Below are 25,289 nucleotides of genomic sequence, written 5' to 3'. Positions count from 1 at the left end.
TCGTACGCCGGGCCGGGTTGTCGAGGTGTACCTGTGGCGCCGGGGTGGCGGGCGCTGATCGACCCGGACGTTGAGCGGGCGAGGCCGGCGGCCCGGAGCTCGTCGGTACGGAGCCCGTCGGTACGGAGCGGGGTTCCGGCGGGGGCCCAACCAGAGCGGTGGTCGGGTCCGACGGGAGGCGAATCCGGGCCGGGGTCTCCGCCGACCGGAACTCAGGCGAGACGGGGGACTCGGGGCTTGCCGGGACGACGGGTGAGGCTTTGCTCGGTACGGCGGCGGGTGGGGCTTTGGCCGGTGCGGCGACGGCCGGTCCGGATGTGGAAGGCGCCGGTGTGATCGAGGAGGACGTCGGTGTTGCGGGCGGTGACACGACAGTGCCGTCGCCCGTCGGTATGGGCTCGGGTGATCGTGTGGCTGGGCGCCCGGCCGCCACCGTTCCCGCCACTTCGGCGACCCTCGTCGTCGCCACGGGGAGGGAGGTTCTCGCCGGCGCGGCTGTTCCGGTGGTCGGCGGCGAGGATTCGGCCGCACTCGGGGAAAGCCCCGGCGCCTCGGCGGTGACCGAGGATGGTGGGGAGCCGAGGTCCGAGGGGGCGAGTGCGGCCGCCTCGGGCGTCTGCGGTGAAGCCGTGTCGCCGGCGCCGGCTGAGACAGGCCTGGGCGGCGCCGACCTGGCCGCCGACGCGGAAGCCGTCGTTCCGGTCGCCGGCGGCACCGAGCCGCCCGGCCCGCCCGCCGTAGGCACACCCACCGCCGATCCGCTCCCTGTAGACCCGCTCCCCGTAGACCCGCTCTCGGTAGACCGGCTCTTCGCCGACCAGCCGACCGCCCGCCCGGCCGCCCGTGGCTCGCCCACCGACAGCGGTGCTGTGCCGGAGGTGCTCGCCGCTGCGGATGCGGCGCCCGGCGTGATCTCGGCCCCTGCCCCGGACGCGGCTCCCGCCGCCGACGCGGCTTCCGCCTCAGGCACAGCCCTCGTCCCGGACACAGCTCCCACCGCCGACGCGGCTTCCGCCTCAGGCACAGCCCTCGCCCCGGACACAGCTCCCACCGCCGACGCGGCTTCCGCCCCGGGCACGGCCCTCGCCCCGGACGGGGCGCTCGGCGCGGGCAGAACACTCGGCGCAGGCAGAACACTCGGCGCGGGCAGATCACTCGGCGCGGGCAGAACACTCGGCGCGGGCAGAACACTCGGCGCGGGCAGAACGCTCGGCGCGGGCAGAACGCTCGGCGCGGGCAGCCTCGCGGCGGCGGCCGTTGGCGGCTCGTCGGCCGCGCCGGGCGTCGGCGCGGCCGGGATCGGCCTCTCCGGCTCGGGCGGCGTCGCGTCAGTGGCCCGCGGCAGGCTGGTCGACCGACCGGCGGCTGCCGGGTGCGGTTCCGAGCCGAGGTCCTCCGAGAGGACTCGCACGAAAGCGTCGGCCGTGTCCGGCTCGAAGCGGTGACGCGGGGACGGCCCCAGCACCGGCAGCTCCCCCAGCGTCCGCGCGGCAAGCGTCCACAGGAACCCGCTCATCCGATCAGCTCCAGGTACACGGCCCGCCGCGCCGGGCTCAACGCGAGGATCTCCGGCTCGGTCCAGCCGTACGCCTCCGCCAGCACGTGCACGTCCTGCAGCAACGCCACCGCCGCGGCCTGGACCTCCGCCCACAGCAATGCCCCCACGTCGACCGCCGCCTCGGTCTCCGCACCGCACTCCCCGCACCGCACCAGCACGGTCAGCGCCGCGCTCTCCGCCGCCTCCTCCATTGCGCGCTCCACCGCGTCCACCAGAAGCGCGCGCTGCCCGGCGTCGAGATCAAGATCGGGAACGCACCACGAGAGCAGCGCGAACCGCGCGTCCGCGGCCGGACCGGTGAGCGCACGGAGGTCCACCGAGGTCGGCAGACGGAACTCCACCGACCGACCCGAGACCGGCACCGTGAACCGTGCGCCCGCGGCCCGCCAGGGCGACACCGGGAGTTCCCGCGGGTCGACCGGGACCTGCAGCGTCTCGCCGCACCCGCCGCACGTCAGCACGGTCCGCACCGGACCGCTGCAGAGCTCGCGGAGCCCCTCGATCAGCACGCCGTCCCGGCTGCCGACGTCGACCGCGGCGGCCTCGGCCCACGACAGCCCGGCCAGCGCGGCCAGCAGCCCCACCGCGCGGTCGACCGGGTGCGGTGGCGCACCTCGTTCCCAGGCGGTCAGCACCCAGCCGACGGCTGCGCTCATCCCGCCGGGTGGGTGAAGCTGGGCTCGGTGGGCTCGGCGACGTCGATGTCGCGCTCCCAGCCCTCGTTCTCCAGCTTGAGGTGCTGGATCGCGATCGCGTTCCCGTTGGCGTCGAGGTCGGGCAGCGCCTGGTACTCCGACACCCAGCAACGGTGTACCCGGTAGGCGAGCGCGAGCTGGCCCGCCTCGTTGAACACCTCGATCACGATGTCCTTGCGGAAGTCGCTCAGCGAGAGTTCCGACCCGGCACCGCCCGCGATGTCGTGGATCTTGTTGGCCCACTGCTCGAAAGCGACGTCGTGGGTGACGCCCCGCTCGAGCGTGATCGCGGCGTACTCGGACCGCCCCGGCGACTTCCGGCTGCTGCTCGGATCACCTCCGTTGCGGTGGCTCACCACCTCCGTGGTGCGGGTCAGCGCACCGACCTTGCTGACGCCCGCGACGTACCGCCCGTCCCAGCGAACCCGGAATTTGAAGTTCTGATACGGATCGAATCGCTGGGCGTTCGCGCTGAACTGCGCCATTCGACTACTCCTGAGGTCGGGTCAGGCCTGGGCGATCTGCTGGATCTGCAACATCACGAACTCGGCCGGACGCAACGGCGCGAAGCCGACGTGGATGCTGACCCGTCCCGCACCCACCTCGTCCTCCGGGTTGTTGGCGCTGTCGCACTTCACGAAGTACGCCTCCCGGCTCGTGGCACCGGCGAAGGCCCCTTGGCGGAACAGCGAGTTCATGAACGCACCGACGTTGAGCCGGATCTGCGCCCACAGCGGCTCGTCGTTGGGTTCGAACACCACCCACTGCGTGCCCCGGAACAACGACTCTTCGATGTGCAGCGCGAGCCGCCGGACCGGCAGGTACCGGTACTCGTCACCGAACTGGTCGCCGCCGCGCATCGTCCGGGCTCCCCAGGAGACCGGCCCCACCCCCGGGAACGTCCGCAGGACGTTGACGCCGCGTCCGTTCAGCCGGCCGACCTCGGCGTCGGTGAGGGCGACTTCCAGGTCCGCCACGCCGAGCAGACTGGCGTCGACTCCGGCCGGGGCCTTCCAGACTCCGCGGGTGGCGTCGGTGCGGGCGATGAGGCCGGCCAGGGTGCCGCTGGCGACGAACGTGTTCAGCCGGCCCTGGGCCGACTCGTCGGCCTGCCGGATGCGGGGGTAGTAGAACGCGGCGTTGCGGGTGCCGTCCCCGACGAGCCTGAGGGCGTCGAGCGCCGCCAGGGCGTCTTCGACCGGCTGGAAGGCAGCGGCTCGCGGCGGCGGATCGACGATCAGTACGGCTCGCCGCCGGACGCAGTACTTGAGCGCCGGGCCGTAGACCGCGGCCAGATAGCTCGTGGGCGCGTCCGGCATCGGGAGGCAGAGGAGATTGAAATCCGTGAGGTCGAGGGCGTAGAGGCCGCGGTGCGGGGTCGCGAGGTCGACCGCGTCGTCGTGATAGTTCGTCGAGAGGAGAGCCGAGCCGTCGTCTCCGCCGGTGGCCGCCAGCGGTTCGGTCTGCCTGGCCGGGCGTCCTTTCGGCAACGTCCCGTCGGCCCGGATCAGCCGGGACTCCTCGGCCAGAACTCCGTCGATGCGGCGCGGGCCGGCCACCACGGTCAGGTTGCGGAACGTCTCCAGCACGACGCGGTTCTCGGTGACCGTCACGTCGAACAGAGCGTCTGCGTTCACACCGAGCGTTTCGGCGACGTTCGCGGCCGCGGCCGCCTGGGCGGCTGTCGCGTCGGCCCCGGCCTTGTCGGAGTCGGCCGTGGCCTTGGCAACTTCCGCCTTGGCCTTCGCCTCATCGGCTTTGCCCTGGTCGGCCACGGCCGTCGACTTCGCGGTCTCCGCATTCGTTTTGTCGGTCGTCGCCTTGGATTGAGCGGCGGTCGCGTCAGATTTCGCCTGTTCGGCTTTGGACTTGGCGGCATCGGACTTGGCGGCGGCCAGGTCCGCGGTGGCCTTCCCGAGCGTGGCCGTGGCCTCGGCCAGCGCGGTGTGGGCCGCGGCGACGTCAGCGTCCGCCTTCAACCCGGCCGCCACCGCTTTGTCGGAGGCGGCCGTGGCGGTCGCGATGTCGGCGGCGGCCCGGTCCGACGCGGCCTGGGCCGCCACGGCGTCGGCCTCGGCCCGCTCGAGCTTGGCGTCGACGTAATCGATGCTGATCTCGAGCGTCTTCGCCCAGGTTCCGGGTTCTGCCGCCACGATCCGTAACGGGCAGGCCGGGTCGGCCGCGAGACTCCACCCCGCGGCTGCGGCGCCATTCACCAGGCGGACGACGACGGCCTGGCCGCCGCCGTTCGCGAAGAAGTCACGAACGGCGTAGCTGACGCTCGATTCCGTCCAGATCCCTCCGAACGTGCGCTGGAAGTCGGCGTAGCTGTTCACGACGACCGGCTTTTCCGCAGGTCCGCGCCGGGTCCGCCCGACAAACGCGGCGACCGACGTGGCGGCACCGCTGATCGTCCGGTACCCGCTGGGTACCTCGGTGACGTAGACGCCCGGATAGCTGGTGGTGACGGCGACCATCGAGCCCCTCTTCCCGCTCTCCGTTCCGCTGCGCGGACCGCTGAGCCGCGAGCCTAGGGACCTCGGCTCACCGCGGCGTCACACCTCCGTCACAGCTCCCCGGAGCGCGAAATCCTCGGTAGCCTCCTGCGCTGAACGCTTCCCTCCATGGTGGACCGAAGCCGGAACCGGGGGTCTGCTCTTGACGATCGACACTGTGCCGACGCCGCTGCGCCGGGGCCGTCTGCGACTGTTCGACGGATTTCGGCTGGAGGCCGGTGGTGACGAAATCGAATTCGGTACGAGCGCTCAGCGCCTGCTGGCGTTCCTCGCGCTGAACGGCCCGTCCACCCGGACGGTGGTGGCCGGACGGCTCTGGGGCGACGTCAGCGAAGAACGCGCGCAGGGCAGCCTCAGGACGACGATCTGGCGGATCGGACGCAAGGTGTCCTGGCTGGTGCGGAGCGAGTACCGCCGTCTGTCGCTCTCCGACGCCGTCACCGTCGACGTCGCCGAGTTCAGCCAGGATGCGTTCGCGCAGCTCCGCAACGGCAGCAGTGCGAACGGCGCGCGCAACCGCCTCGCGGTCCAGGAACTGCTGCCCGGCTGGTACGACGACTGGGTCGTGTTCGAGCGTGACCGGCTGCGCCAGCTGGATTTGCATGCCCGGGAGAGCCGGGCGAACGAGCTCTACGCCCGCGGCGAATTCGGGCTGGCGCTGAACCTGGCGCTCGAGGCGGTGTCTCAGGAGCCGCTGCGCGAGAGCGTCCGCAAGCTGGCCATCCACATCCATCTGGCGGAGGGGAACACCGCGGAGGCGATCCGCGAGTACCGGCGCTACCGGCAACTACTCGTCGAGCAACTCGGCGTCGAGCCGTCGCGTGAGCTCGCCAACCTGTGCGTCGGCCTCACCTAGGAACCCGGGCGTCGGGCGGCCTGCGCCCGTGAAACCTCGGTCGGCGCGTCCGGGTGATCGTTCGAGGAGTAGGCGGGATGTCTGCTTCCGCGACGCGACGGAACCATGCCCGGCGGAGCCGAGGTCGTTCTCTGACCCTGCCTCGGGGCGCCCCCTCCGGATGGGCCGGTATGGACGTGCCCAACCGAGTCCAAACCTCGAAGTATGAAGACGGGCAGGTTCATCTTCGCGACAGCAAAAATCCGACCGGCCCACACCTCTCGATGACCGGTGACCAATGGGTAGGATTTCTCGATTTCGTCAGCTCGCTCGAGGCCCGGAAAGCCGGTCGATAACGCTCTGCGTGACCAGCTTTCCGGCTCCGGGGTTCTCCAAATACAAAACGACGTCCGAGTCCTCGTCGATCCCCGGCTCGCCGAATTCGAGCAGCACGTGCGGCTGCCGCCAATGCGGGAAGCCAGCAGGGCCGGGCCGGCGAGGGCGGGCTTCGCTACCCCAATCGCCGCACGTTTTCGAGATATCGCAGCACCGCGGTCACCCGGCGATCGGCCGCATCGTCGGGCGGCAGGTCGAGCTTGGCGAAGATGCTGCGGATGTGCTTGTGCACCGCACCGTCGGTCACGACCAGTTGCTGCGCGATCGCCGCGTTCCCCAGCCCCTCCGCCATCAGCTTCAGCACGTCCAGCTCGCGCGGGCTGAGCCGGTCGAGCCGCGGATCCGACCGCGTCCGCGACAGCAACTGCGTGACCACGTCCGGGTCGATCGCGGTGCCACCGTCGGCGACCCGCTGCAGGGCGTCCAGGAACTGCTCGACCCGGCCGACCCGCTCCTTGAGCAGGTACCCGAGACCGGCGCTCCCGCCGGCCAGCAGCTCGGTCGCGAACGCCTGCTCGACGTAGGCCGACAGCACCAGAACGGCCAGCCCCGGATGCCGGCGGCGGGCCTCGACCGCGGCCCTGATGCCCTCGTCGGTGTGCGTCGGGGGCATCCGGACGTCGACCAGCGCGACGTCCGGCCGATGCTCCTCGACGGCCTGGAGGAACTCCTCCGGGTCACCGGCCGTCGCCACCACGTCGAGCGATTCGGCTTTCAGCAGCAGCGCGAGGCCCTCACGGAGGAGGGCGTCGTCTTCGGCGATCACGATCCGCACGGGAGCTCCACGGCCAGAATCGTAGGGCCACCGACCGGACTGGTGAGGCTCAGCGTCCCGTCGTGTGCCTCCACCCGGCGCCGGATGCCGTCCAGACCCGACCCGGAAGCCGCGTCGGCACCGCCGTGGCCGTCGTCGGTGACACGGATGCGCAATCGCCCGCTCCGGAGCACGGCGCTCAGCTCGGCCGAGTGCGCCCCCGAGTGTTTCGCCACGTTCGTCAGCGCCTCGGCGACCACGAAGTAGGCGGTCGCCTCCACCGACGCCGCGCACCGCCCGCCGACGTCGAGTTCGACGCCGCACGGCACCCCGCTGTTCGCGGCGAGGCCGGTCAGGGCCCCGGCCAACCCCCGGTCGGCGAGCACTGGGGGCAGGATGCTGCGCGACACCGCCCGCAACTCGGCCAACGCCGACTCGGCCGCCTCCTGCGCGCGCTCCAGCAGACCATCCGTCTCGGACGGGTTGCGGCTCAGCGACCGCCGGGCGGCGCCGAGCAGCACGGTGACGGCCACCAGCCGATTCTGACTCCCGTCGTGCAGCGAGCGCTCGATCCGGCGCAGCTCGATCGCGTGCGCGTCGAGCGCCGCGGCCCTGGTGGCGGTGAGCTCGACGACCCGCATCGACAGGTCGACCGACGGATCCGGAACGAGCAGTCGGCGCCCGGGCCAGGACTGGACGCGCGCCAGCGTCGGCACCACCCCGCCCAGAATCGCGATCCACCCCACCAGCCCGAAGGCCGAGATCGCCGAAGCCTGCCACCAGGTGTGCGCGGTCCCGACTCCGAACGACGTCGCGCTCGGATCGGACGGCGGCAGCTTCCACCAGGCGACGAACGTCAGGTCGCGCACGATGATGAGCGGCAGCAGCACGCCGAACAATCCGAGAACGAACCCGAGCGTGGCGTGGCACGCCAGCCACCCGACCTCACGTGGCAGCGACCGGTCGGTGAGAACTCCGCGCAGCGTACGCGGCATCGGGCCCGGCGACGGCAGGTCGGAACCCAGCCGGGCCAGCCGGGAACGCTCCCGGTCGGCGACCGCACGGACCGCCCGCGCCATCGGCGCCACCGCGAGCAGGCCCACCCCGGCCAGGCACGCGACCACGGTCGGCACGACCGCGACCAGCGTCAGCAGGGCGAGCAGAGCGGTGCCGAGCCCCCGGATCAGTTGCTTCAGCCCGTCGAGACCCCGCCCGACGGCGAGGACGATCGCGGGCCACAGGCCTCTCTGCTGCTCGGACACGGCCCGACCCTAGGCCGTCGGCGGCGCCGGGCGCCCGTCCATCCACCAGAAGTACAGCCTGCTGTACCTCAGCTGGGCAGTTGCCGGGCTCGGCCCGTCCGCGCCGGATTCCTAACGTCGAGGGCAACACCGACGAAGGAGCCCGAGATGACCAACACCACCCCCGACCGTTCCGGCCCGCAGATCCTCCGCCCGCTGCTCTGGATCCTGCTGACGATCGGCATGCTCGGCAACGCGGCCGCCAGCTCGTTCGGCGACGACCTCCCGGCGCACCTCGCCTTCGGTGCGCTCACGCTGTTCAGCGGAGCCGCGCTGGTCGTCGACCACCTCCGCCGCCGCTGACCGCCAGTGCCGTGGTCTCGATCAGGAGGTCCGCGGTGTGCAGGGCCGCGCGCAGGTCGATGCTCGCGCGGCCCAGCCCCGCCAGCACACCGTGGGCCACCTCGGCGAAGTCCAGGGGCGCGCCCGGCAGCGCGGCCGCGGCGTCCACAGCGCCTTTCTCGTTGATCAGCCACGCACCCGCGTACGCGTGCAACGCGTGCGTGCACAGCCCCACCGCGCGGAAGAGGCAGCCGGCAACGTACGCGGTGTCGCCGCGGCCGGCGGCTTTGCCCGCGGTCACGACCGAGAAGTCCGCTTCCCAGAGTGCCCGGGACAACACCCGCAGCCGCAGCGCCTCCGGATAGGTCTGCGCTGCGTCCCGCAGCGCGGTCAGCTCGCCGGTCGGATCCGCGAGCACCCGGCCGAGGGCCACCTCCCCCACGTACGAGAAGTCGGGGACGCCCAGCGGGTGGCCGACCTGGAAATGGAACTGGTATCGCCCGGCCCGGGCATCGGTCCAGGCGGTCCGGACACGATCGAGGTCGCGGTAGAGCCAGTCGACCGGGACGTCGTCGATCCGGAGCCAGCCGCCGCCGTTCACCCACGGGCCCCAGTCGCCCGGCTGGGTGACCTGCGCGTCCGGCCCGGCCAGCTCACGGGCGAGCGCGCCCAGCGCCTCGACGTCGAGCGGCGATCGGTAGTAGAGACCGAGGTCGACGTCGGACTCGTCGGTATGGGTGCCCCGTGCGCGGCTCCCGCCGAGCATGACCCCGGCGACGCCGGGCACCCCGACCAGCCGGTCGGCGATCTCCCGCAGCTTCGGTTCGGTCAGCACCCCTGCATTTCAGCAGGGGTCGGGGGTGGGGCTTCCCGACGGGGTCGGGCTCGGCGTCGGGGTCGGGGTCGGTGAAGCCGACGGCGATGTGGACGCACCGGGAGCCGGCGATTTCGGCCCGCACGAGCCGCCCGGGCTCTTCGGGGGGCCGGCGGCCGGCGATCGGGAGCCGGACGGGCCGGCCGTGGGCGACGGCGACCGACCCGGCGACGCCGAGCCGCTCGGGGTGGCCCCGGGCGAACCACCGGGACTCGAGCTCCCGCCGGGGCTCGAACTCACCGAACCGCTCGGACTCGGCGAAGGCGAAGGCGAAGGCGATGCCGACGGTGAAGGCGAAGAGGAAGGCGACGGCGACGGCGACGGCGGGGCGGACGGGCTGGGCACGGCGGACGGGCTGGGCTCCGGGCCCGGCAGAGGCAGCGGCGCCGGCATCTTCCCGTTCCCGCCCGGCACCACCCGGGTCGCCGCGTAGAACTCGGCCCACCACACCGGCGCCACCCGGACCACGTCCCCCTCGGTCGGAGCGTGCAGCATCTTCCCGTGCCCGAGGTAGATCGCGACGTGGTGGATCGTGTCCCAATTCGACTTGTCGGTCGCGAAGAACAGCAGGTCACCCGGTAACAGCGCGGTCGTGTCCACGATCGTCGTCGCCCGGAACTGCGGCCGGGCCGTCCGCGGCAGCGAGATCCCGGCCGCGGCGTACGCGGTCTGCACGAGCCCGGAGCAGTCGTACCGGCCCGGACCTTCCGCACCCCACTCGTACGGCTTCCCCCGCTGCGCCAGCGCGAACTCGATCGCGGTCAGCGCGGCCTTCCCGGCGACGCCCTGTGCGTCCCGGATGTACTCCGACGCCCGGGCCGCGTCGACCGCCTCCTGGTCGGCCTCGGCCGCCGCGAGCACGTGCTCCTTGCCCGCGCGCAGCGACTTGATCTCGGCCGCCCGCCGGGTCAGATCGGCGCCGAGCGTCGTGACCTGGGCCTGTGCGGTGTCGGCCAGCGCGGCCGCGGCCACCTCGTTGCTGGTCGCCTCCCGCTCCTCGGCTTCGGCGGCGTCGAGTTCGGCCTGTGCGGCGCTCGCGTCGGCGTCGGCGTGACCGAACATCCGCTGACGCGGATCCGCGGGTAACCGCTCCGAGCCTTCGGCGGACGCGATGTAGGAGTCGCGGGCCCACGCGGCGACCGCCTCACGAGCCGCGAGCACGCGCGAAGTCGCCGTGGCCAGGCGCTCGGCCGCGGCGGCGCCGGTCGCTTGCGCCGAGGTGAGCCGGCCTTTCGCCTCTTCCAGTCGTTCCGCCACCGACTCGGCGGCGATCTGCCGCTGCTTCACGAGTTCCGCGAGGCTGCGCGCGGGCTGGGCGGGCGCGGACGTCCTGGTCGTGGGCGGTTCGGGGTTGCGCGGCGCCGCCGAAGCCCCGCTCGTGGGGCCGAGCAGCAGTCCGGCCGTGAGCAGTCCGGCGGCCGCGGCCGCACCGCAGCGTCCGATCCGAGGCTCACTGACGATCCGGGACAGCGACCTCCCGGCTAACGGCGAAACCCCAGATCGCGACAAACGCACGTCCTTCCCGAAGGGCCCGTACGCGACCTACCGTTTCATCGTTGCCCCAATTGACGGCGAACGCACCTTTAATTGGCGGAATTCTGTGCACTCCCGCGTCGCCGCAGTCGGTTCAAAAGGTTGGCATTGCCAGTAAATGGCATCACCAACCGGAGCGGGATAGGGTCGTCCCGTGGAGAAGCTGCTGCCCCGGGCACTGCGGACGCGTCCGTCGTTCGCCGTGATCCGGCTGGCCGCGCTCGTGCGGAGCGACCGCGCCGAGAAGCTGGCCGCCGTAGGTCTCAGCCAGCACCAGCACGGGGTCCTCTGCTGCCTCGACGAGTTCGGCCCGGCGGCCCAGAAGCACGTGGCCGCGCGGCTCGGCCTCGACAGCGGCGACCTCGTCGCTTTCCTCGACGGCCTGCAAGCCGCCGGGCTGATCCACCGCGCGCGGGACGAACACGACCGCCGCCGTCAGATCCTCCACATCACCCCCGCGGGGCGCCAGGCCCTCGAACGGGCCGAAGCGCTGCTCAGCGACGTCGCCGACGGCCCGCTCGGCGCACTCGACGCCGCCGAACTCGCCCACCTGCAGGAGCTCGCGACGCGGGTGCTGACCCACCGGGCCCCGCACGCCTGGGCACCCGCCGCCGAATGAACACCGATTGGCTCGATCCGGCGTTCAACCCGGCCGCGACCGCGATCGCCGGCCTTCTCGCGCTCTACCTCCTGCTCGGCGAACCGTTCCTCGGCCGCGGGATGTACCGGCGCCTGGCCGAGCGCCGCGACACCGATCCGCGGGCGCTGGTCGGGTTCTACCGGCTCACGCTCGGCGTCCAGCTGGTCTCGGCGGCGCTCGCACTGATCGCGGTCGCGCCCGGGCTCACCGGCGCGCACGTCGGCCTGGCCCGGCCCCGCGGTCAGTACCTCGGCTGGGCCGTCGGGTTCACCGTCTACCTGGTCGTGGTGATCGTCGGCACCGGTGTATTGCTGCGGAAACGCGCGCTGAGCGGCAAACCGGTCTCCGGGCAGGCCGCGGTCGCCGCGATGCTGCCGCGCACCCGGCGGGAACGCGCCTACGCCACGGCGATCTCGGTGGGCGCCGGGGTGAGCGAAGAACTGGTCTACCGCGGGCTGCTCATCGCGGCCGGCGTCGGCCTCTTCGGACTCACCCCGCTCCGGGCGGCGACCGTGGCCGTGGTGGTGTTCGCGTTCGCGCACCTCTACCAGGGCCCGCTCGCGATGCTCGGCGTCGGGCTGCTCGGCGCGCTGTTCGCGGGGCTGTACCTCACGACCGGCAGCATCCTGCTCGCGGTTCTCGCCCACACCGTCTTCGATGTGCGCGGCCTCGTTTTCGTTCCGGGCCCCCAGCAGGAAAAATCTCTCCCGCAGTGAGAACCGTTCCCCTCCGGTAGCCGTGTGGATACCAGCAGTGACCACTACGGAAACCGGAAGGCGGGCCTCCGACATGATGAACGGCTGAGTGGACCTCAGGGTCAACGCCAGGGGCCTCCCGGATGTGACACGTACCCGGCCGACGCCAGCCTGGCGTGGTGCAATCCCTTCTGGACGCGATACTCGGCCTGCCCGCACCGCTCGTCGTGGTGCTGGCTGCGCTGATACTGGCCGGTGAGCCCGCCCTCCTGGCCGGAATCGTCCTCCCCAGCGTCTCGACCGCACTCGGCCTCGGCTTTCTCGCCTCGGCCGGCACGCTGAACCTTCCGGTGTCGATCGCCACCGCCACCGTCGCGGTGATCCTCGGCGACGCCTCCGCGTACTTTCTCGGCCGCCGCCGCGCGGCCTCTCCGTCAACCCCTCTCGGGGGACGCCGATCCGCGCGCCTCCAGCGGGCCACCGACCGTGCCGCCGCGCTTCTCGGGCGGCACGGCGGGCGGGCCGTGTTCGCGGCCCGGTGGGTCGTCGGCGCACGCACGCTCGTGCCGCGTCTCGCCGGTTCCGGCGGTCTCGCGCCGACCGGTTTCCTGCGCTACAGCGTCCCGAGCGGCGTGCTCTGGGCGGGGTTCTTCGTCAGCGCCGGTTACCTGGCCGGCAGCTCGTACCTGCAGGTGTCGGCGGTCGCCGGGCAGGCGTCGATGGGGGTGCTGCTGCTGGGTGCGGCGCTGGGCGCCGGGGTGTTCGCGGGCCGCCGGCTGGGCCGGCAACCCGACCTGCCCGCGCGAGTGGTCACCCGGCTGATCGGCGAGCGGCCGAACCGGTGGCTCCCGGCCGTCGCGCTCACGGTCACGCTGACGTTCGTCGGCGCGCTGCTCACGGTGCTGGTCGCGTCCGGGGTGCACGCCGCCGGGCTACCCCGGCTCGACGAACCGGTGGCCGCCCTGCTGGACGCGCACTGGGTGAGCTGGCCGGCGCCGGTCGTCGGCGCGATCCTGACCGCGACGCCGTCGTACGCGGTGGTCGTGGCCGCCGCCGCGCTGGTGCTGATCCGGCCGGTGCGGTCCAACCGGCACCAGGGCCCGCTCGGCCTCCTGGCCGCCGGGGGCGCGGTGGTGCCGCTGGTGATCCTGGCCTCGGTGATCAACGTCGCGGAGCACGTCGTCCGCAGCGACAACCTGTTCGCCACGCAGCACGCGGTGTCGACGACCGCGATCGGACTCGCGACCTGGGCGGTGGCCCGCAAGCGGATGCCGGCCCCGGCGCGGGCCACGGTCGTGGTGATCGGCGCCGCCCTCGTGACGATGCTCGCGGCGGGCCGGATCTACCTCGGCTGGGGAACGATCAGCAGCACGGCCGCCGCGCTGCTGATCGGGCTGATCTGGGCCGGAGTGTTCGTGGCGGCCTGGACGACCACCTCAAGCGGCCAGGTCGCGCGGACGACCGAACCGCCGTCGCCGCAGGACGGCAACCGGATTGCCCCGGTGAACGAGGTTGTTGTGGATCTCCGTCAACGCCTCGACCTCGGCACGGTTGGTGCTGGACGCACCCGGTTGGGCGCATTCCCCGCAATGCAGCTCGAACATGTCGTAACCTCCTGACCTTTCGTGCTGCGCCGGTGGACACCGGCTGTTCAGGGGTCCCCGAAGGTTGAGCGCGGAAACCTAACGCAGAATTCCGGCATCCCGGGCCAGCAATGCGGCCTGGACCCGATCGCTGACGTTCAGCTTGTTGAACACCGCCGACATCTGGTTGCGAATCGTCTTCTCGCTCACGTTGAGATGACGGGCGATCTGCGCGTTCGTGTCTCCCAGCGCCAGCCGGTTGACGATCTCCAGCTCACGCGTCGTGAGCTGGTCGAACGGCGGGGGCAGCACGGCCGGGGCACGGCGTAACGCGGTCAGCACGGTCGGGCCTACCCGGGGCCCGAGCACGACACCGCCGCTGGCCACCGTGCGCAGCGCGTCGATCACCATGTCGGGATCGGTGTCCTTGAGCAGGAACCCGCGGGCGCCCGCGTTGAGCGCCTTCGCCACGATGTCGTCGTCGTCGGCCATCGTGAGCATCAGCACAGCGGCCTCCGGGCAGGCTTCCAGGATCCGCCGGGTCGCGTCGACGCCGTTGCCGTCGGGCAGGACGACGTCCATCGCGATCACGTCGGGCTGGCAGGTGATCGCCTCCCGGACGGCCTCTTCGACGCTGGCCGCCTCCGAGACCTCGCTGACCCACGGCTCGTCCTCGAGCATCACCTTCAGGCCGCGCCGCACGACGGGGTGGTCGTCGACGATCAGAACCCGCTTCGGCTCGTCCACCGGTGTGCCTCCGCCCTGGAACGCCCATGCGCTCATCGGAATCACACCACGCTCGTCATCGGGACGGCGACATCGGCCGCCGGGGCTCCGTTGGTCAGTACCGCGCAGGCACGGGCGGTGAGGAGGTCGCCGCTCGCCACGGCGCCGTCCCCGGTGACGTCCACATGGGCCTCGAGCGTGTAGACGGCGGCGGGGTCGACGCCCTCGACCGGTACCCGGAACGGGACCTCCCCACAGGCGGCGAGCGGAACGTCGGTGAGCACGGTCTCGCCGACCTGCCGCAACGTGTTGACGGTCGTCGTCGTGTCGCGGACCGTGATCCGGATCGCCGCCGCGGTCGCGGCGGGGACCCGCAGTGGCAGCCGCAGTACACCCGACACGGCGTCGGCCTCCGCGAGCGGCGGCACCGTGGCAGGCACGCCGGCCGCAGCACCGGCGGTCGCGGTCACGCCGGTCGCGGTGGCGTACATGCGCTCGATCACCCGGCAGTCGCCGTCGCTGAGCCGCCGCCGCTGGCCGACCGGCAGGCCCGGCGGGGACGGGGGTACCGGCTGGAGGGTCTCCAGCGTCCGGTCACCGTTGGTCGAGAACGCGACCCGCGGGTAATGCATGATCGACTCGAAGTCGTACGGCCCCTCCTCCGGCCCGGTGGCCTGGATCAGGAAGTTCGGCCGGGACTCCGGCGAGATGTGCTGCCACTGGATCGAGACGTACTGGTCTCGGTCGGTGCGGCAGTGCTCGTGCCAGCGTCCGAGCGTGTGCACCATCTCGTGCAGTACCCGCCCCATCTCCCCCTCGGCCTGGACCTCGATGCGCTGCTCCCCACCGACCCGGCCGACCTGCGACGCGTACTCCTCGCCCACGACGAACCGTACGTAGTCGGCGTGCTCACCGGTGCGGGGCACGAACCGGATCGAGGTGTTGGTCTCCAGGTGGGCGATCGCCTCGCTGATCCGGCCGTTCGGCCCGACGTCGGGAGCGACCACGTACGGCACCACTCCCCCCGGCCACAGCCGCACGGGGGCACCGCGCACGACCACCGGCGCCGGCCCGGCGTCGACGACCGACGCCAGAGCCGGGGCGTCGGCCGCGGTGGGCGGAAGCGGGATCGCCGACTCCACCAGGACGAGCGACGCCGCCGGGAAGTGGGCGCGGATCGTGGTGCCCCTCGGCTGAGCGGCCCGGATCTCCCACTCGCCGCCGAGCTCACCGGCCCGGTCGCGCATCGACGCGAGCCCGACCCCGGGCCGGACCGGCCCGGTGATGCCCTTGCCGTCGTCGGTGATCTCGATCGTCAAATCGCGCCCGCGCCGCACGCTCACCACGCAGTTGCGGGCGTCGGCGTGCCGGGCCACGTTGTTCAGCGCCTCGGCGACGACCCGGTACGCGGCCACCTCGACGGCGGCCGGCAGCCGATCGAGCTCGTCGTGCAGGTCGAGCTGCACGGACAGCACGTTGCTGTCGAACCGGCGGCACTCGTCCCGCAGCGCGACGGCCAGACCGCGGTCGAGCGCGGGCGGACGCAGTTCGTCGACCAGCTGCCGCACCTCCGCGGTACAGGCGGCCAGGTCACCGGCGAGCGCATCGAGGATGTCACGCACCCGGCCCGGCCCCGACACCTTGCGGGCGGCCCGGACCTGCATCGACATCCCGGTGAGGCTCGGCCCCAGCCCGTCGTGCAGATCCCGCCGCAGCCGGCGCCGCTCCTCCTCCTGGGCCCGCACCAGCCGCTCGCGCGACTCCTGCAGGTCTCGGGTGAGGCGGCCGGCCTCGACCGCCACCCCGGCGTGCAGCGCGATGTCGGTCAGCAGTTGCGTTTCGCGCGGGGTGAAGTGACCGCCGACGGTGCGCGGGGAGACCAGCAGCCGTCCGATGTGCTCGCCCCGGGAGATCATGTCGAACGCCTGCACGTTCGGCCCGACCTTGCCGTACCAGGCCAGCAGCCGGGCGCCGTGCGCCTCCTCGACCTCGACCGCGACGTACGGGACCTGCAGCGAGTTCGCGATCGTGCCGGTCAGCAGCGGAAGCACCGCGTTCGGCTCAGCGGTCTGCCCCAGTACGTCGCCGAGCTCGGTGATGACCTTGTACGGATCGTGCCGGTCGCCGTAGAGCAGCTGGTTGACGCCCTGCTGGACCCGCCGGTGCAGCGGCGCGTAAGTGATCGCGATGACGCCGGTGGTGACCAGCGAGATCGAGTCGGCCGAGGTGTTGCGCATGATCACCTCGCGGAGCACGGTGACGATCGAGACGAACCCGACCACGACCAGCGCGGTCATCACCAGCCACACCAGCGTCCGGTTCAGGACGCGGTCGAGGTCGTAGAGCCCGTAGCGCATGATCGCGACGGTCATCCCGAGCGGCACCGCGACCGCGGCCAGGATGTAGCCACCGTCGAGATTGAAGAACGAGAGACCCCAGCCGAGCAGCAGCAGGACGACGGCCGGGAGCAGGCAGGCGAGTTGCTGGCGGGTATCGGTGTCGGCCCGGCGCCAGCGCGCCCAGAGCGTGCCCAGGACGCCGAACCCGGCCACCACGGTCAGGAACACCGCCGCGGCGAAGATCCGCACCAAGAGCTTCGTGTGCGGATCGAGCTCGACGCCGGCGTCGCTCAGCAGCGTCCGGGGCGCGTCCAGGGCGGCCACGGCCAGCACGATCGAGCTCAGTGCGGTCAGCGCGACCAGCGCGACCGCGAGTGCGCGCGAGCCGCGACCCGGTAAGCGGCCGTCCGGGAAGAACAGCAGCGCCAGGAACAGCAGCCCGTAGGCCGGCCACCACGTCCACTGGCTCAGCCAGGCGACCGGCTCCCACCGCGTCCAGCTGACCGCGACGGTGCCGACGGCGGCGCTGGCGCCGGCTGCCAGGAGCAGCCGGCCGACCAGGTGCCGCGGCACGGCGACGAGGACGAGCACCCCCAGCGCCGTGCACGAGATGGCGACCGCGATGCTGATCCCCACCGGGCCGGCGCTCTGGTCGGTACCACCGTCGAACTGCCCGAGCAGCACGGCGGCGACGACCAGTACGACTAGGAGCAACCCCGCCACACTGCGGGGAGAAAGCCGGGAAAGGGCAGGAATGCGCATCCGGTTACCGTTCGTTAGCTGATCTTGTGCATCAGGTTGTGGAACCAGTTACCCGGGTCCTTCTGCTCGGTGTCGGCCACCGCCGGGTAGTGCGTGACGCCACCGAGAACCGCGATGCTGTCGGACAGGGACTTGCCGGCGAGCTGCGGTAATTCGCAGAGCGCCTCGTCGACGCTCAGGCCGTAGTCGTCGGCGATCTCGGTCGGGTGACCCGACGTGTACTCGGCCAGGAACGCGAACACCGACGCGAGTCGGCTCTGGATCGCCTCCGGGTCGGGCTTCTCGTTCGTCTTGGCCAGGCCGATCAGCTGCCAGCTCTCGTCGAACACCGGCGCCAGACGACGACCGTCCTGATCGAAGAAGTCGAGGCCGCGCGGCGGCTCGACGTGGCCCTTCTCGTGGGTACCGAGCAGGTCGGGCACGCTGGTGAACAGGTGCGCGAACCGGTCGTTGACATCGATGACGAACACGGTTTCCGTGGTCGTCGGCGTCGAAGTCTCAGTGGTCACTGTCATTCCTCTGCACTGTGGAGGGAAACGGATGCTGTCGCGCTGGTTGTACCGCAGCAGTGAAAGGGTTCCAAGGGCACGGAAGGGAGCCGAGATCCCCCTCGGATCCCGGCTCGCTCCCGGAGGACAACAGCCGTACCGGCGTCCTCACCAGCCCCCCAGCTCCTCTCGGCCCGCCCCGGTCGCCTAGCCCTCGGTGACGCGGACCCCCAGCAGCGATTGCACGGCAACGATGTTGTTCAGAACGCTGACCCGCACCGAACCGGCGAACAGCAGGCCGACCGCACCCTCGTCGGGGTCGGTCACCAGGCTGCCCGAGTCGCCACCGGCGGACATGTTCGTGGTGACGATCTGCTGGCCGAAGCGGGCGATGCGGCCCCCGTCGTAATGCACGTCGACGGTGGCGTTCACGGCCAGGACGTGGCCGGTCGTGAAGTTGGTGGTGCGCCCCCACTTCTGCACGGCATCGTTGATGTTCGGCGCCGCGTTGAGAGCGCTGACCTCGCCCGCCCAGTAGACCCGGCGGTCGGCGTCTTGCAGGCCCTCGGCGATCGCCGCGTCGACGAAGTTGAGCGGCTTGGACGCCCCGTCGTGGAACTGGATGGGCACGTAGCGGACGAGCTTGCCGATCACGTCGGCCGGGTAGCGTCCGCCGTCGACCAGGGCGGGCTGCAGGATCGGGTCGCCCGCGACGCCGCCGTTGCAGTCGGCCAGCACGTAATTCGTGCTCAGGATGTAGTAGCGGCTCGGTTCACCCGGCTTCGGGAACGCGTCGAAGCACCCGGCGCCGAACGTGCCGGCGTTGCCGCGGTAGTGCCCGATGCTGACTCCCGCGAACGCCGGGCGGACCCGCTGGCCCAGCTGGAACGGCCCGACACCCATGGCGGCGGCGGCACCCCGGTCGGCCCAGGGCTGGGGGCCGCCGCCGGCCCGGATCATCCCGACCTCTTGCACGTCGGTCGGGACGCCGTCGAGCTCCTGCGGAATGATCGCCTTCGGAGCGAGATAGCGGGCATCAACCTTGCGGTGCACGAGCACCGTGATCGCCCGCTCGCCGGTGTTGATACCCCGGCTGTACTTGTGGCCGAGACCGACCCCGACGACGTTGGGCCGGCTCAGCAGCGAGTCCTGGAACGCGAGCTGGGTCTCCACCAGCGGTAAGAACTCACTGCGAACGACCTGCGGGAGCATCTGCGGGATCCCTTCGGGGGAGAACCGAGCCCCGGCGACTTGGTTGTCTCCACCCTGGTGGGCCCACTGACCCGCGCGACAGAGCCGATTGCCCCGCCGTTCCGGGCACACTGCCCGAACGGCCGGGACACCAGCGGTAATCAGTACCCGAAGACGTTAACCCGCAAACGCCAGCGGGGGAACACCCCGGACTCCGGGGCGCAAATGGAACAGCGCACCGGCGGCCGGTTCGGCGCCTTCGGGCAGATTCTCACGCGTGGTAGTGATGTACAGGTCGCGGTCGACGAACGCACAGGACGTCGGCTGGCTCACCGGGACCTCGACGACCAGGTCGAGCGTCCCGTTCCGGTCGTACCGGTGCACGGCGCCGGCCCCGTAGAGCGCGACCCAGACGCCGCCGTCCGCGTCGACCGTGAGCCCGTCCGGCAGCCCGTCGTCGATCGTCACGAACGGGCGCCGGTCTTGCAGGTCGCCGGTCTTCGGATCGAACGCGCAGACGTCGACCCGCCGGGTCGGCGAGTCGACGAAGTACGCGCTGGCGCCGTCCGGCGTCCAGCACAGGCCGTTGGAGATCGTGAGGCCGGTGATGACCTCGTGCACGCCGTGGTCGGCGTCGAGCCGGTAGAGCGTGCCGAGCCCGGATTCCTGGGAGTACGCCATCGAGCCGCAGTAGAAGCGGCCTTGCGGGTCACACCCACCGTCGTTCATCCGGATGGCCCGGTCGGTGAAGGCCTCGATCCAGACCGGTGTGGCGTCGTCCGGCGCCTCCAGGTCTCCGGGATCGAGCAGGGCGAAGCCCCGCTCGGTCGCCAGCACCCAGCCACCTGACCGGCGCGGACGCAGCGCGGCGGCAACGTCGGCCACCGCGCTCCTCCGCACGCCGCCGGTCACCGGATCGAACGTGAGAACCGCGCCGGCCAGCATGTCGACGAAGCGCAGCACACCACCCGCGGTGTCCCAGACCGGGCCTTCGCCATGCTCCGTGCACGCGTCCGTGACCTGCTCGGCTCGCACATCCACCTCCATCGACGACAGTCCGCGGTCAGGCAGTAACCCGATGATCCTTCATCAAGTCCTGCTTACACCGTTCGGGTAATGACCCGGCGCAACGCGCTGCGCGGAACCGCCGCGGCGATCGCACCGGCCGCCGTAGTCAGTGCCGCCAGCGTGAACGCCAGCGCCACCCCCGATTCCTGCTCGACCAGCACTCCGGCCACTGCCGCGCCGGCCGCCGACGCCGCGAACACGACGGTCGCGACCCAGGTGTAAGCCTCGTTGACCATGCCGGCCGGGGCGATCCGGGAGACCAGCGCGTTCTCCACGGTCAGCGCCGGGGCCAGGCACAGACCGCCGACCAGCAGCGCCACCGCCATCAGCCCGGCCGAGGGCACCAGCGCCAGCGTCGCCAGCCCGGCCGCGACGGCGCCGAGGGCGAGCGCCCACTGCGTCGGCAGCGAGCGCCGGAACTGCCGGGTGCCGTACCAGAGTCCACCGGTCACACTGCCCACACCCCACAGGCCCAGCAGCAGGCCGGCCAGCCCGTCGGCGTCCCCACCGGTGCGATCGGCGGCGAACGCCGGAATCGCGACCCCGACGATGCCGAACGCGAACGCGAGGCCGGAAGAGACGGCGAGCAGCAGCGGCATACCCAGCGCCACCGCGGGACCGAGCCCCCGGGCCGCCGTGCGCCCGGGCGCCGGGCGCCAGCTCCGGGTAGCCCGCCCGGACGCCACCGCGAGCGTTCCGCCGAACGCGAGGACCGCGGACACGACCATCGACACCACCGGAGCAGTGAACACCGCCAGCGCACCGACGACCATCGGCCCGAGCACGAACACCAGCTCGAACGCGGTCGTCTCCAGCGCCAGCGCCGGTTCGCGCAGCCGGCTGGTGGCCGCATCCGACGTCAGCTCGGCCCAGACGCTACGAACCGTCGCGGTCAGCGGCGGCAGACAGGCGCCGAGCAGCGCCGAGACCGCCCACAGCACCGGCGCCGCGGCCCCGGCAGCCACCGCCACCAGCACCGCGGCCGCGGCGAGCGGCCAGGCGATCGCGGTACCGACCAGGACGGGCGCCGGCCGGAAGCGGTCGGCGATCCGGCCGAGCACCGGCCCGACGATCGCGTTCGCGACCGCGTAGGCGGCGCTGGCGATGCCCGCCGACGCGTAGGACCCGGTCGCGCCCTCGACCAGCAGGACGAGCAGCAACGGCGCCATCCCGACCGGCAGGCGGCCCAGAATGCTGCCGACCAGCAACGACTTGGCTCCGGGCAGCCGCCACACCTCGGCGTAACGGCTCAGACCCGCACTCACGACGAAACCTCTTTCGCATACAGACCGGTACCGGGCCACGCGGCGGTCGCCCAGGCGAGAACCGCGGCGAGCGCGGCGAGAAGAAGAGCGGCGAACACACCACCGGGCCGGTCGACGAGCACGCCGCCGATCGCGGTGCCCGCGGCGACCGCCGCATAGGTGACGGTGGACAGCCAGGTGAACGACTCGGTGACGGTTCCGCTCGGCGCCAGCACCGCGACCAGCGAGTTCTGCAGCGTGATGGCCGGGGCGAACGCGGTGCCGCCGAGGAACAGCACGAGCCCGATCAGCCACGCGTTGCCGAGGAAGGCCAGCGGCGCGAACCCGGCCGCACAGAGCGCCAGCGTCCAGCGGTACTGCCGGACGATCGGCGCGGCGAACCGCTGCGCACCGAACCACAGACCGCCGAGCGCACTACCGACGCTCCAGATCGCCAGCAGCACGCCGGCCAGCGCCGGGCGTCCCTCGCTGTCGGTCAGACCGGCCACCGCGGCCTCGATCGCACCGGTGGCGAACAGCAGCGCGAACGCCGCGACCAGCGCCGGAATCATGCCGGCCGCCCGCAGCGGGCTACGGCGGACGGCGTCGGCCGACGCCGGACGCGGACGCCAGCGGCGACTGGCCCGCGACGAGGCCACCGCCAGCGCACCGACCATCCCGGCGACGCCGGCGCCGAGCAGTGCGAACACCGGTCCCCAGGCCGGCGAACCGAACGCGACAGCGGTCGCGACCAGCACCGGCCCGATCATCCAGACGACCTCGAGCGCGATCGCGTCGAGCGCGAACGCGGTCTGCCGGACGGGTGCGGCACCGGGCAGGTCGGTCCAGATCGCGCGGAGCGCCGCCGAGAGCTGCGGGAAGATCGCGCCGGCGAGCCCGGCGGCCAGATAGATCAGTACCGGCGGAGCGTCCGCCAGTGCGGTGAAGACCAGGACCCCGATCGCGGCCGGAAAGCCGAGACCGGTTCCCACCAGGACCGCGGTGAACCCGCGGCGATCGGCGAATCGCCCCAGCACGGGGGCGACGGCCGCCGTGGCCAGCCCATAGATGCCGACCGCGACCCCACCTACTCCGTACGAGCCGGTGCGGTCGGCCAGGAACAGCAGCAACGCCAACGGGGCGATGCCTGCTGGTAACCGGCCGACGATGCCGGCGACGATCAGCAGCGGGGCCGACGGAAGGCGCCAGAGTTCTGCATAGCGGCGCACGAGCGTCGAACCTGCTTTCTCAACGAGAAGTTGTTATGGGCATTAAGCCTTTAGCCCCCTACACTTGTTCCCGACAGTACCTCGGGCCGACGTAGGTGGCCAAATGGATTACGACACTTACAACACCGAAGCCGTGCAGCTCGCGGTCGACCTCGCCAATCTCGTCTCGGCAGACGGCGTGGCGGTGGCCGAACTCACTCCGGACAGCGACGCGCTGCGGGCTGCCTGCGAAACGTTCGTCGCGGCCCATCGGGAGTGGTTCGGGGAACTCACCGACGTTCCCCTCAGCGGCGTCGACGTCGTCCAGGTCGCCGAACTCTCGCACTGCCTGCGGGACGTCGCCTCGGCGCAGACCGACCAGCAGTCGGTCGACCGGCTCAACGCGCTGCTGCACCAGTGCCGGCCGACGCCGCGGGCGACGAACCACGACGGGCACCTGCACCTGCACTACACCGACGACGACGCGCCGCTCACCGAGCAGCTCGGCGCGACCGTGTCGATGGCGTTCGCGAACGTCATCGTGCGACAGGGGCGGAACCGGATCGGCCTCTGCGCGGCCGCCGACTGCGCCGACGTGTTCGTCGACACGTCCCGCAACCGCTCCCGCCGCTACTGCAGCGAAACCTGCGCCAGCCGCACGACGGTCAGCGCGTACCGCGCCCGCAAGAAGGCTCAGCCTTCCAAGTAGGCGAGTACCGCCAGGATCCGGCGGTTGTCGTCCTCGGAGGGCTCGAGCCGGAGTTTGGCGAAGATGTTGGCGCTGTGTTTGCTCACCGTCTTCTCGCTCACGAACATCCGGCCGGCGATCGCGGCGTTGGAGCGGCCCTCGGCCATCAGCGAGAGCACCTCGTGCTCCCGCGGGGTCAGCGCCAGCAGCAGGGGGTCGGCCGAGCGATGCGTGAGAAGCGCGTCGACCACCTCGGGATCCATCACCGTGCTCCCGGCCGCCACCTGCCGGACGTTCGTGACGAACTGGCCGACGTCCAGCACCCGGTCCTTCAGCAGGTACCCCATCGCTCCGGCGCGGTCCGACAACAGCTCCCTCGCGTAGAGCTGTTCGACGTACTGCGAGAGCACCATCACGGGGAGACCGGGGATCTGCTTGCGGGCCTCGATCACCGCGCGCAGGCCTTCGTCGGTGAAGGTCGGCGGCAGCCGCACGTCGACGACCGCGACGTCGGGCCGGTGGGTCGTCAGTGCCCTGATCAGCGACGGGCCGTTATCGACGGCCTCGACGACAGTGCAGCCGTTGGCGCGGAAGATCCCGATCAGGCCCTCCCGGAGCAGCGCGAGGTCTTCGGCTAGGACGATGCGCATCGCAGCGACATCCTCATCTCGGTCGGGCCGCCGGGCGGGCTGTCGGCGACCACGGTGCCGTCGAACGCGGCGAGGCGGCGCGCCACGCCACGCAGGCCGGTGCCGCCGTCGAGACGGGCACCGCCACGCCCGTCGTCCCGTACCCGCAGCGTCAGCGATCCGGCCGCGAACTCGACGGTGATCCGGATGTGCCGGGCCCCGGAGTGCTTGATCGCGTTCGTCAGTGCCTCCGCGACCGCGAAGTAGGCCGCCGACTCGACCGGGGCGGGCAAGCGCCCGGGCAGGTCCGTGACGACCGTCGTCGGTATCGGGTTGGCCAGGGCCAGCGCACGCAGGGCGCCGTCGAGGCCGCGGTCCGCGAGCACCGGCGGATGGATGCCCCGGACGAGGTCGCGCAGTTCGGCCAGGGCACCGGCGGTCGACGCGCGGGCCTCGGCCAGCAACTGCCGGGCCGCCAGGGGGTCGTCGAGCACGAGTTGCTCGGCCAGGCCCAGCCGCATGCCCAGTGACACCAGCCGGGCCTGGGCGCCGTCGTGCAGATCCCGCTCGATCCGGCGGAGCTCGTCGGCCTGGGTGTCGAGGGCGTCGGCCCGAGAGGCGGCCAGGTGGGCGATCCGCGCCCGCAACGCGGTGGGCCCGAGCAGCAGGCGGATCACCAGCGCGTCGAGCTTCGCCAGCTGTACCGCGGTGGCGTACCAGACCAGCAGGAACACCGGCCCGAGCGGCACCAGCACGAACGACTCCTGGACGCTGTGCAGGCGGAACGCGGGGCCCAGCGGCGTGCGGAACACCACACCCGGGGTGAGCGCGAACAGCAGCGGATAGCTCGAATAGAAGATCCCGAGCAGGAAGAACAGCAACGACAGCCCCGAGGTGAAGAACCCGGTGAACGAGTTGGTCACCAGCCAGGCCCAGTCACGCCAGGTCGCCGGGTCACGCAGGACCGCCCACAGCCGCACCCCCCAGCCGCCTTCGGGCGTCGGCGCGTAGGGACGGGCCACCGGCTCACCGAGCCGATCGGCGGCCCACTGGCGATGCAGGTCCGCGAACCAACGCACCAGGGCGGCCGAGAGCAGGGTCAGCGGAATTCCTACCCCGACCGCGATGACCGCCACCGCGGTGAGCCAGAGCCAGAGCAGCCCAAAACTCAGCGCCGCGCCGAGCAGCAACACCACCGACCAGCCCAGCAGGTTCACCCGCAGGGCGGGACCGGAGGGCGGGCGGGTGTGGGGCACCGGGCCATCATCGTGCACTACCGGCCGG

Annotated in this window: 25 protein-coding genes; 8 read left to right on the top strand and 17 right to left on the bottom strand. The window is 72.0% G+C overall.

Features of this window, described 5'->3' with window-relative positions:
• Positions 1–332: 332 nt before the first annotated feature.
• Positions 333–1,445: a hypothetical protein gene (locus ACIBZJ_RS34120; protein WP_395937109.1), complete on the top strand. Its 1,113-nt coding sequence runs from the start codon at positions 333–335 to the stop codon at positions 1,443–1,445.
• Between the two features lie 67 nt (positions 1,446–1,512).
• On the opposite strand, the gene ACIBZJ_RS34115 is transcribed toward ACIBZJ_RS34120, so the two are convergent.
• The 3 genes from ACIBZJ_RS34115 to ACIBZJ_RS34105 are packed head-to-tail and all read right to left on the bottom strand — an operon-like array spanning position 1,513 to position 4,730.
• A complete protein-coding gene (locus ACIBZJ_RS34115) occupies positions 1,513–2,214 on the bottom strand; it encodes a hypothetical protein (RefSeq protein WP_395937107.1) in 702 nt (233 codons plus the stop codon).
• Positions 2,211–2,738 (bottom strand): phage tail protein, encoded by a 528-nt coding sequence (locus tag ACIBZJ_RS34110; protein ID WP_395937105.1) that lies wholly within the window; start codon positions 2,736–2,738, stop codon positions 2,211–2,213. Before ACIBZJ_RS34110 ends, ACIBZJ_RS34115 begins: the two co-directional genes overlap by 4 nt.
• Before the next feature lie 21 nt (positions 2,739–2,759).
• Positions 2,760–4,730 carry a phage tail sheath family protein gene (locus ACIBZJ_RS34105; protein WP_395937103.1) on the bottom strand — a complete coding sequence of 657 codons (1,971 nt, stop codon included), beginning with the start codon at positions 4,728–4,730 and terminating at the stop codon, positions 2,760–2,762.
• Positions 4,731–4,911: 181 nt separating this feature from the next.
• Here ACIBZJ_RS34105 and ACIBZJ_RS34100 point away from each other — a divergent pair, with 181 nt between their 5' ends.
• Positions 4,912–5,625 carry a BTAD domain-containing putative transcriptional regulator gene (locus tag ACIBZJ_RS34100; protein ID WP_395937101.1) on the top strand — a complete coding sequence of 238 codons (714 nt, stop codon included), beginning with the start codon at positions 4,912–4,914 and terminating at the stop codon, positions 5,623–5,625.
• A 77-nt stretch (positions 5,626–5,702) separates the two neighbouring features.
• On the top strand, positions 5,703–5,960 hold the full coding sequence (locus tag ACIBZJ_RS34095) for a DUF397 domain-containing protein (RefSeq protein ID WP_395937099.1): 258 nt from the start codon (positions 5,703–5,705) through the stop codon (positions 5,958–5,960).
• On the opposite strand, the gene ACIBZJ_RS34090 is transcribed toward ACIBZJ_RS34095, so the two are convergent.
• Genes ACIBZJ_RS34090 through ACIBZJ_RS34080 form a run of 3 tightly spaced genes read right to left on the bottom strand, consistent with a single transcriptional unit; the run spans position 5,926 to position 7,995 of the window.
• Positions 5,926–6,057, bottom strand: coding sequence for a hypothetical protein (locus ACIBZJ_RS34090; RefSeq protein WP_395937527.1), 132 nt, complete (start codon positions 6,055–6,057; stop codon positions 5,926–5,928). The genes ACIBZJ_RS34095 and ACIBZJ_RS34090 overlap by 35 nt on opposite strands.
• A gap of 58 nt (positions 6,058–6,115) precedes the next feature.
• Complete coding sequence (locus ACIBZJ_RS34085) at positions 6,116–6,775, bottom strand: response regulator (protein WP_395937097.1); 660 nt, start codon at positions 6,773–6,775, stop codon at positions 6,116–6,118.
• Positions 6,763–7,995, bottom strand: a complete 1,233-nt coding sequence (locus ACIBZJ_RS34080) for a sensor histidine kinase (protein WP_395937511.1) — start codon at positions 7,993–7,995, stop codon at positions 6,763–6,765. The genes ACIBZJ_RS34085 and ACIBZJ_RS34080 overlap by 13 nt, the downstream gene beginning before the upstream one ends.
• Before the next feature lie 168 nt (positions 7,996–8,163).
• Here ACIBZJ_RS34080 and ACIBZJ_RS34075 point away from each other — a divergent pair, with 168 nt between their 5' ends.
• Positions 8,164–8,358, top strand: a complete 195-nt coding sequence (locus ACIBZJ_RS34075) for a hypothetical protein (protein ID WP_395937095.1) — start codon at positions 8,164–8,166, stop codon at positions 8,356–8,358.
• Here ACIBZJ_RS34075 and ACIBZJ_RS34070 read toward each other — a convergent pair.
• Together ACIBZJ_RS34070 and ACIBZJ_RS34065 are read right to left on the bottom strand one after the other, a co-directional pair.
• A complete protein-coding gene (locus ACIBZJ_RS34070; RefSeq protein WP_395937093.1) occupies positions 8,315–9,172 on the bottom strand; it encodes a nucleotidyltransferase domain-containing protein in 858 nt (285 codons plus the stop codon). The two genes, ACIBZJ_RS34075 and ACIBZJ_RS34070, sit on opposite strands and share 44 nt — an antisense overlap.
• Before the next feature lie 9 nt (positions 9,173–9,181).
• Positions 9,182–10,720: a C40 family peptidase gene (locus ACIBZJ_RS34065; RefSeq protein WP_395937091.1), complete on the bottom strand. Its 1,539-nt coding sequence runs from the start codon at positions 10,718–10,720 to the stop codon at positions 9,182–9,184.
• 178 nt (positions 10,721–10,898) lie between these two features.
• On the opposite strand from ACIBZJ_RS34065, the gene ACIBZJ_RS34060 reads away from it, so the two are divergent.
• From ACIBZJ_RS34060 to ACIBZJ_RS34050, 3 genes are all read left to right on the top strand, one after another.
• Entirely contained in the window at positions 10,899–11,363 is a 465-nt protein-coding gene (locus tag ACIBZJ_RS34060; protein WP_395937089.1) for a MarR family winged helix-turn-helix transcriptional regulator, read from the top strand.
• Positions 11,360–12,100, top strand: coding sequence for a CPBP family intramembrane glutamic endopeptidase (locus tag ACIBZJ_RS34055; RefSeq protein ID WP_395937087.1), 741 nt, complete (start codon positions 11,360–11,362; stop codon positions 12,098–12,100). Before ACIBZJ_RS34060 ends, ACIBZJ_RS34055 begins: the two co-directional genes overlap by 4 nt.
• A gap of 158 nt (positions 12,101–12,258) precedes the next feature.
• The gene (locus ACIBZJ_RS34050) at positions 12,259–13,698 is read left to right on the top strand and encodes a DedA family protein (protein ID WP_395937085.1); all 1,440 of its coding nucleotides are present in this window, start codon (positions 12,259–12,261) and stop codon (positions 13,696–13,698) included.
• 63 nt (positions 13,699–13,761) lie between these two features.
• On the opposite strand, the gene ACIBZJ_RS34045 is transcribed toward ACIBZJ_RS34050, so the two are convergent.
• The 7 genes from ACIBZJ_RS34045 to ACIBZJ_RS34015 form a co-directional block, all read right to left on the bottom strand.
• The gene (locus ACIBZJ_RS34045; protein WP_395937083.1) at positions 13,762–14,445 is read right to left on the bottom strand and encodes a response regulator; all 684 of its coding nucleotides are present in this window, start codon (positions 14,443–14,445) and stop codon (positions 13,762–13,764) included.
• Positions 14,446–14,450: 5 nt separating this feature from the next.
• On the bottom strand, positions 14,451–17,441 hold the full coding sequence (locus ACIBZJ_RS34040) for a M12 family metallopeptidase (protein ID WP_395937081.1): 2,991 nt from the start codon (positions 17,439–17,441) through the stop codon (positions 14,451–14,453).
• 62 nt (positions 17,442–17,503) lie between these two features.
• Positions 17,504–17,998 (bottom strand): hypothetical protein, encoded by a 495-nt coding sequence (locus ACIBZJ_RS34035; protein WP_395937079.1) that lies wholly within the window; start codon positions 17,996–17,998, stop codon positions 17,504–17,506.
• Positions 17,999–18,184: 186 nt separating this feature from the next.
• Entirely contained in the window at positions 18,185–19,189 is a 1,005-nt protein-coding gene (locus ACIBZJ_RS34030; RefSeq protein ID WP_395937077.1) for a serine protease, read from the bottom strand.
• A 156-nt stretch (positions 19,190–19,345) separates the two neighbouring features.
• Positions 19,346–20,203: an SMP-30/gluconolactonase/LRE family protein gene (locus ACIBZJ_RS34025; protein ID WP_395937075.1), complete on the bottom strand. Its 858-nt coding sequence runs from the start codon at positions 20,201–20,203 to the stop codon at positions 19,346–19,348.
• 65 nt (positions 20,204–20,268) lie between these two features.
• The gene (locus tag ACIBZJ_RS34020) at positions 20,269–21,501 is read right to left on the bottom strand and encodes an MFS transporter (protein WP_395937073.1); all 1,233 of its coding nucleotides are present in this window, start codon (positions 21,499–21,501) and stop codon (positions 20,269–20,271) included.
• Entirely contained in the window at positions 21,498–22,709 is a 1,212-nt protein-coding gene (locus tag ACIBZJ_RS34015) for an MFS transporter (RefSeq protein WP_395937071.1), read from the bottom strand. Before ACIBZJ_RS34015 ends, ACIBZJ_RS34020 begins: the two co-directional genes overlap by 4 nt.
• Before the next feature lie 103 nt (positions 22,710–22,812).
• Between ACIBZJ_RS34015 and ACIBZJ_RS34010 the strand changes: the two genes are divergently transcribed.
• A complete protein-coding gene (locus ACIBZJ_RS34010) occupies positions 22,813–23,397 on the top strand; it encodes a CGNR zinc finger domain-containing protein (protein WP_395937069.1) in 585 nt (194 codons plus the stop codon).
• Here ACIBZJ_RS34010 and ACIBZJ_RS34005 read toward each other — a convergent pair.
• Positions 23,382–24,026: a LuxR C-terminal-related transcriptional regulator gene (locus ACIBZJ_RS34005; protein WP_395937067.1), complete on the bottom strand. Its 645-nt coding sequence runs from the start codon at positions 24,024–24,026 to the stop codon at positions 23,382–23,384. The two genes, ACIBZJ_RS34010 and ACIBZJ_RS34005, sit on opposite strands and share 16 nt — an antisense overlap.
• On the bottom strand, positions 24,011–25,261 hold the full coding sequence (locus ACIBZJ_RS34000; RefSeq protein WP_395937065.1) for a sensor histidine kinase: 1,251 nt from the start codon (positions 25,259–25,261) through the stop codon (positions 24,011–24,013). The genes ACIBZJ_RS34005 and ACIBZJ_RS34000 overlap by 16 nt, the downstream gene beginning before the upstream one ends.
• Positions 25,262–25,289: the final 28 nt, after the last annotated feature.

The organism is Cryptosporangium sp. NPDC051539 (assembly GCF_044454545.1).
GTDB lineage: Bacteria > Actinomycetota > Actinomycetes > Mycobacteriales > Cryptosporangiaceae > Cryptosporangium.
Note: the sequence above shows the minus strand (reverse complement) of the source record. Positions and strands in the feature narration are given on the sequence as shown.

What these genes read in the sequence shown, in the direction of transcription:
- ACIBZJ_RS34115 (WP_395937107.1), bottom strand. Translation starts at nt 2,214, where the DNA reads ATGAGCGCAGCCGTCGGCTGGGTGCTGACCGCCTGGGAACGAGGTGCG.
- ACIBZJ_RS34110 (WP_395937105.1), bottom strand. Translation starts at nt 2,738, where the DNA reads ATGGCGCAGTTCAGCGCGAACGCCCAGCGATTCGATCCGTATCAGAAC.
- ACIBZJ_RS34105 (WP_395937103.1), bottom strand. Translation starts at nt 4,730, where the DNA reads ATGGTCGCCGTCACCACCAGCTATCCGGGCGTCTACGTCACCGAGGTA.
- ACIBZJ_RS34095 (WP_395937099.1), top strand. Translation starts at nt 5,703, where the DNA reads ATGTCTGCTTCCGCGACGCGACGGAACCATGCCCGGCGGAGCCGAGGT.
- ACIBZJ_RS34075 (WP_395937095.1), top strand. Translation starts at nt 8,164, where the DNA reads ATGACCAACACCACCCCCGACCGTTCCGGCCCGCAGATCCTCCGCCCG.
- ACIBZJ_RS34055 (WP_395937087.1), top strand. Translation starts at nt 11,360, where the DNA reads ATGAACACCGATTGGCTCGATCCGGCGTTCAACCCGGCCGCGACCGCG.
- ACIBZJ_RS34045 (WP_395937083.1), bottom strand. Translation starts at nt 14,445, where the DNA reads ATGAGCGCATGGGCGTTCCAGGGCGGAGGCACACCGGTGGACGAGCCG.
- ACIBZJ_RS34030 (WP_395937077.1), bottom strand. Translation starts at nt 19,189, where the DNA reads ATGCTCCCGCAGGTCGTTCGCAGTGAGTTCTTACCGCTGGTGGAGACC.
- ACIBZJ_RS34010 (WP_395937069.1), top strand. Translation starts at nt 22,813, where the DNA reads ATGGATTACGACACTTACAACACCGAAGCCGTGCAGCTCGCGGTCGAC.
- ACIBZJ_RS34005 (WP_395937067.1), bottom strand. Translation starts at nt 24,026, where the DNA reads ATGCGCATCGTCCTAGCCGAAGACCTCGCGCTGCTCCGGGAGGGCCTG.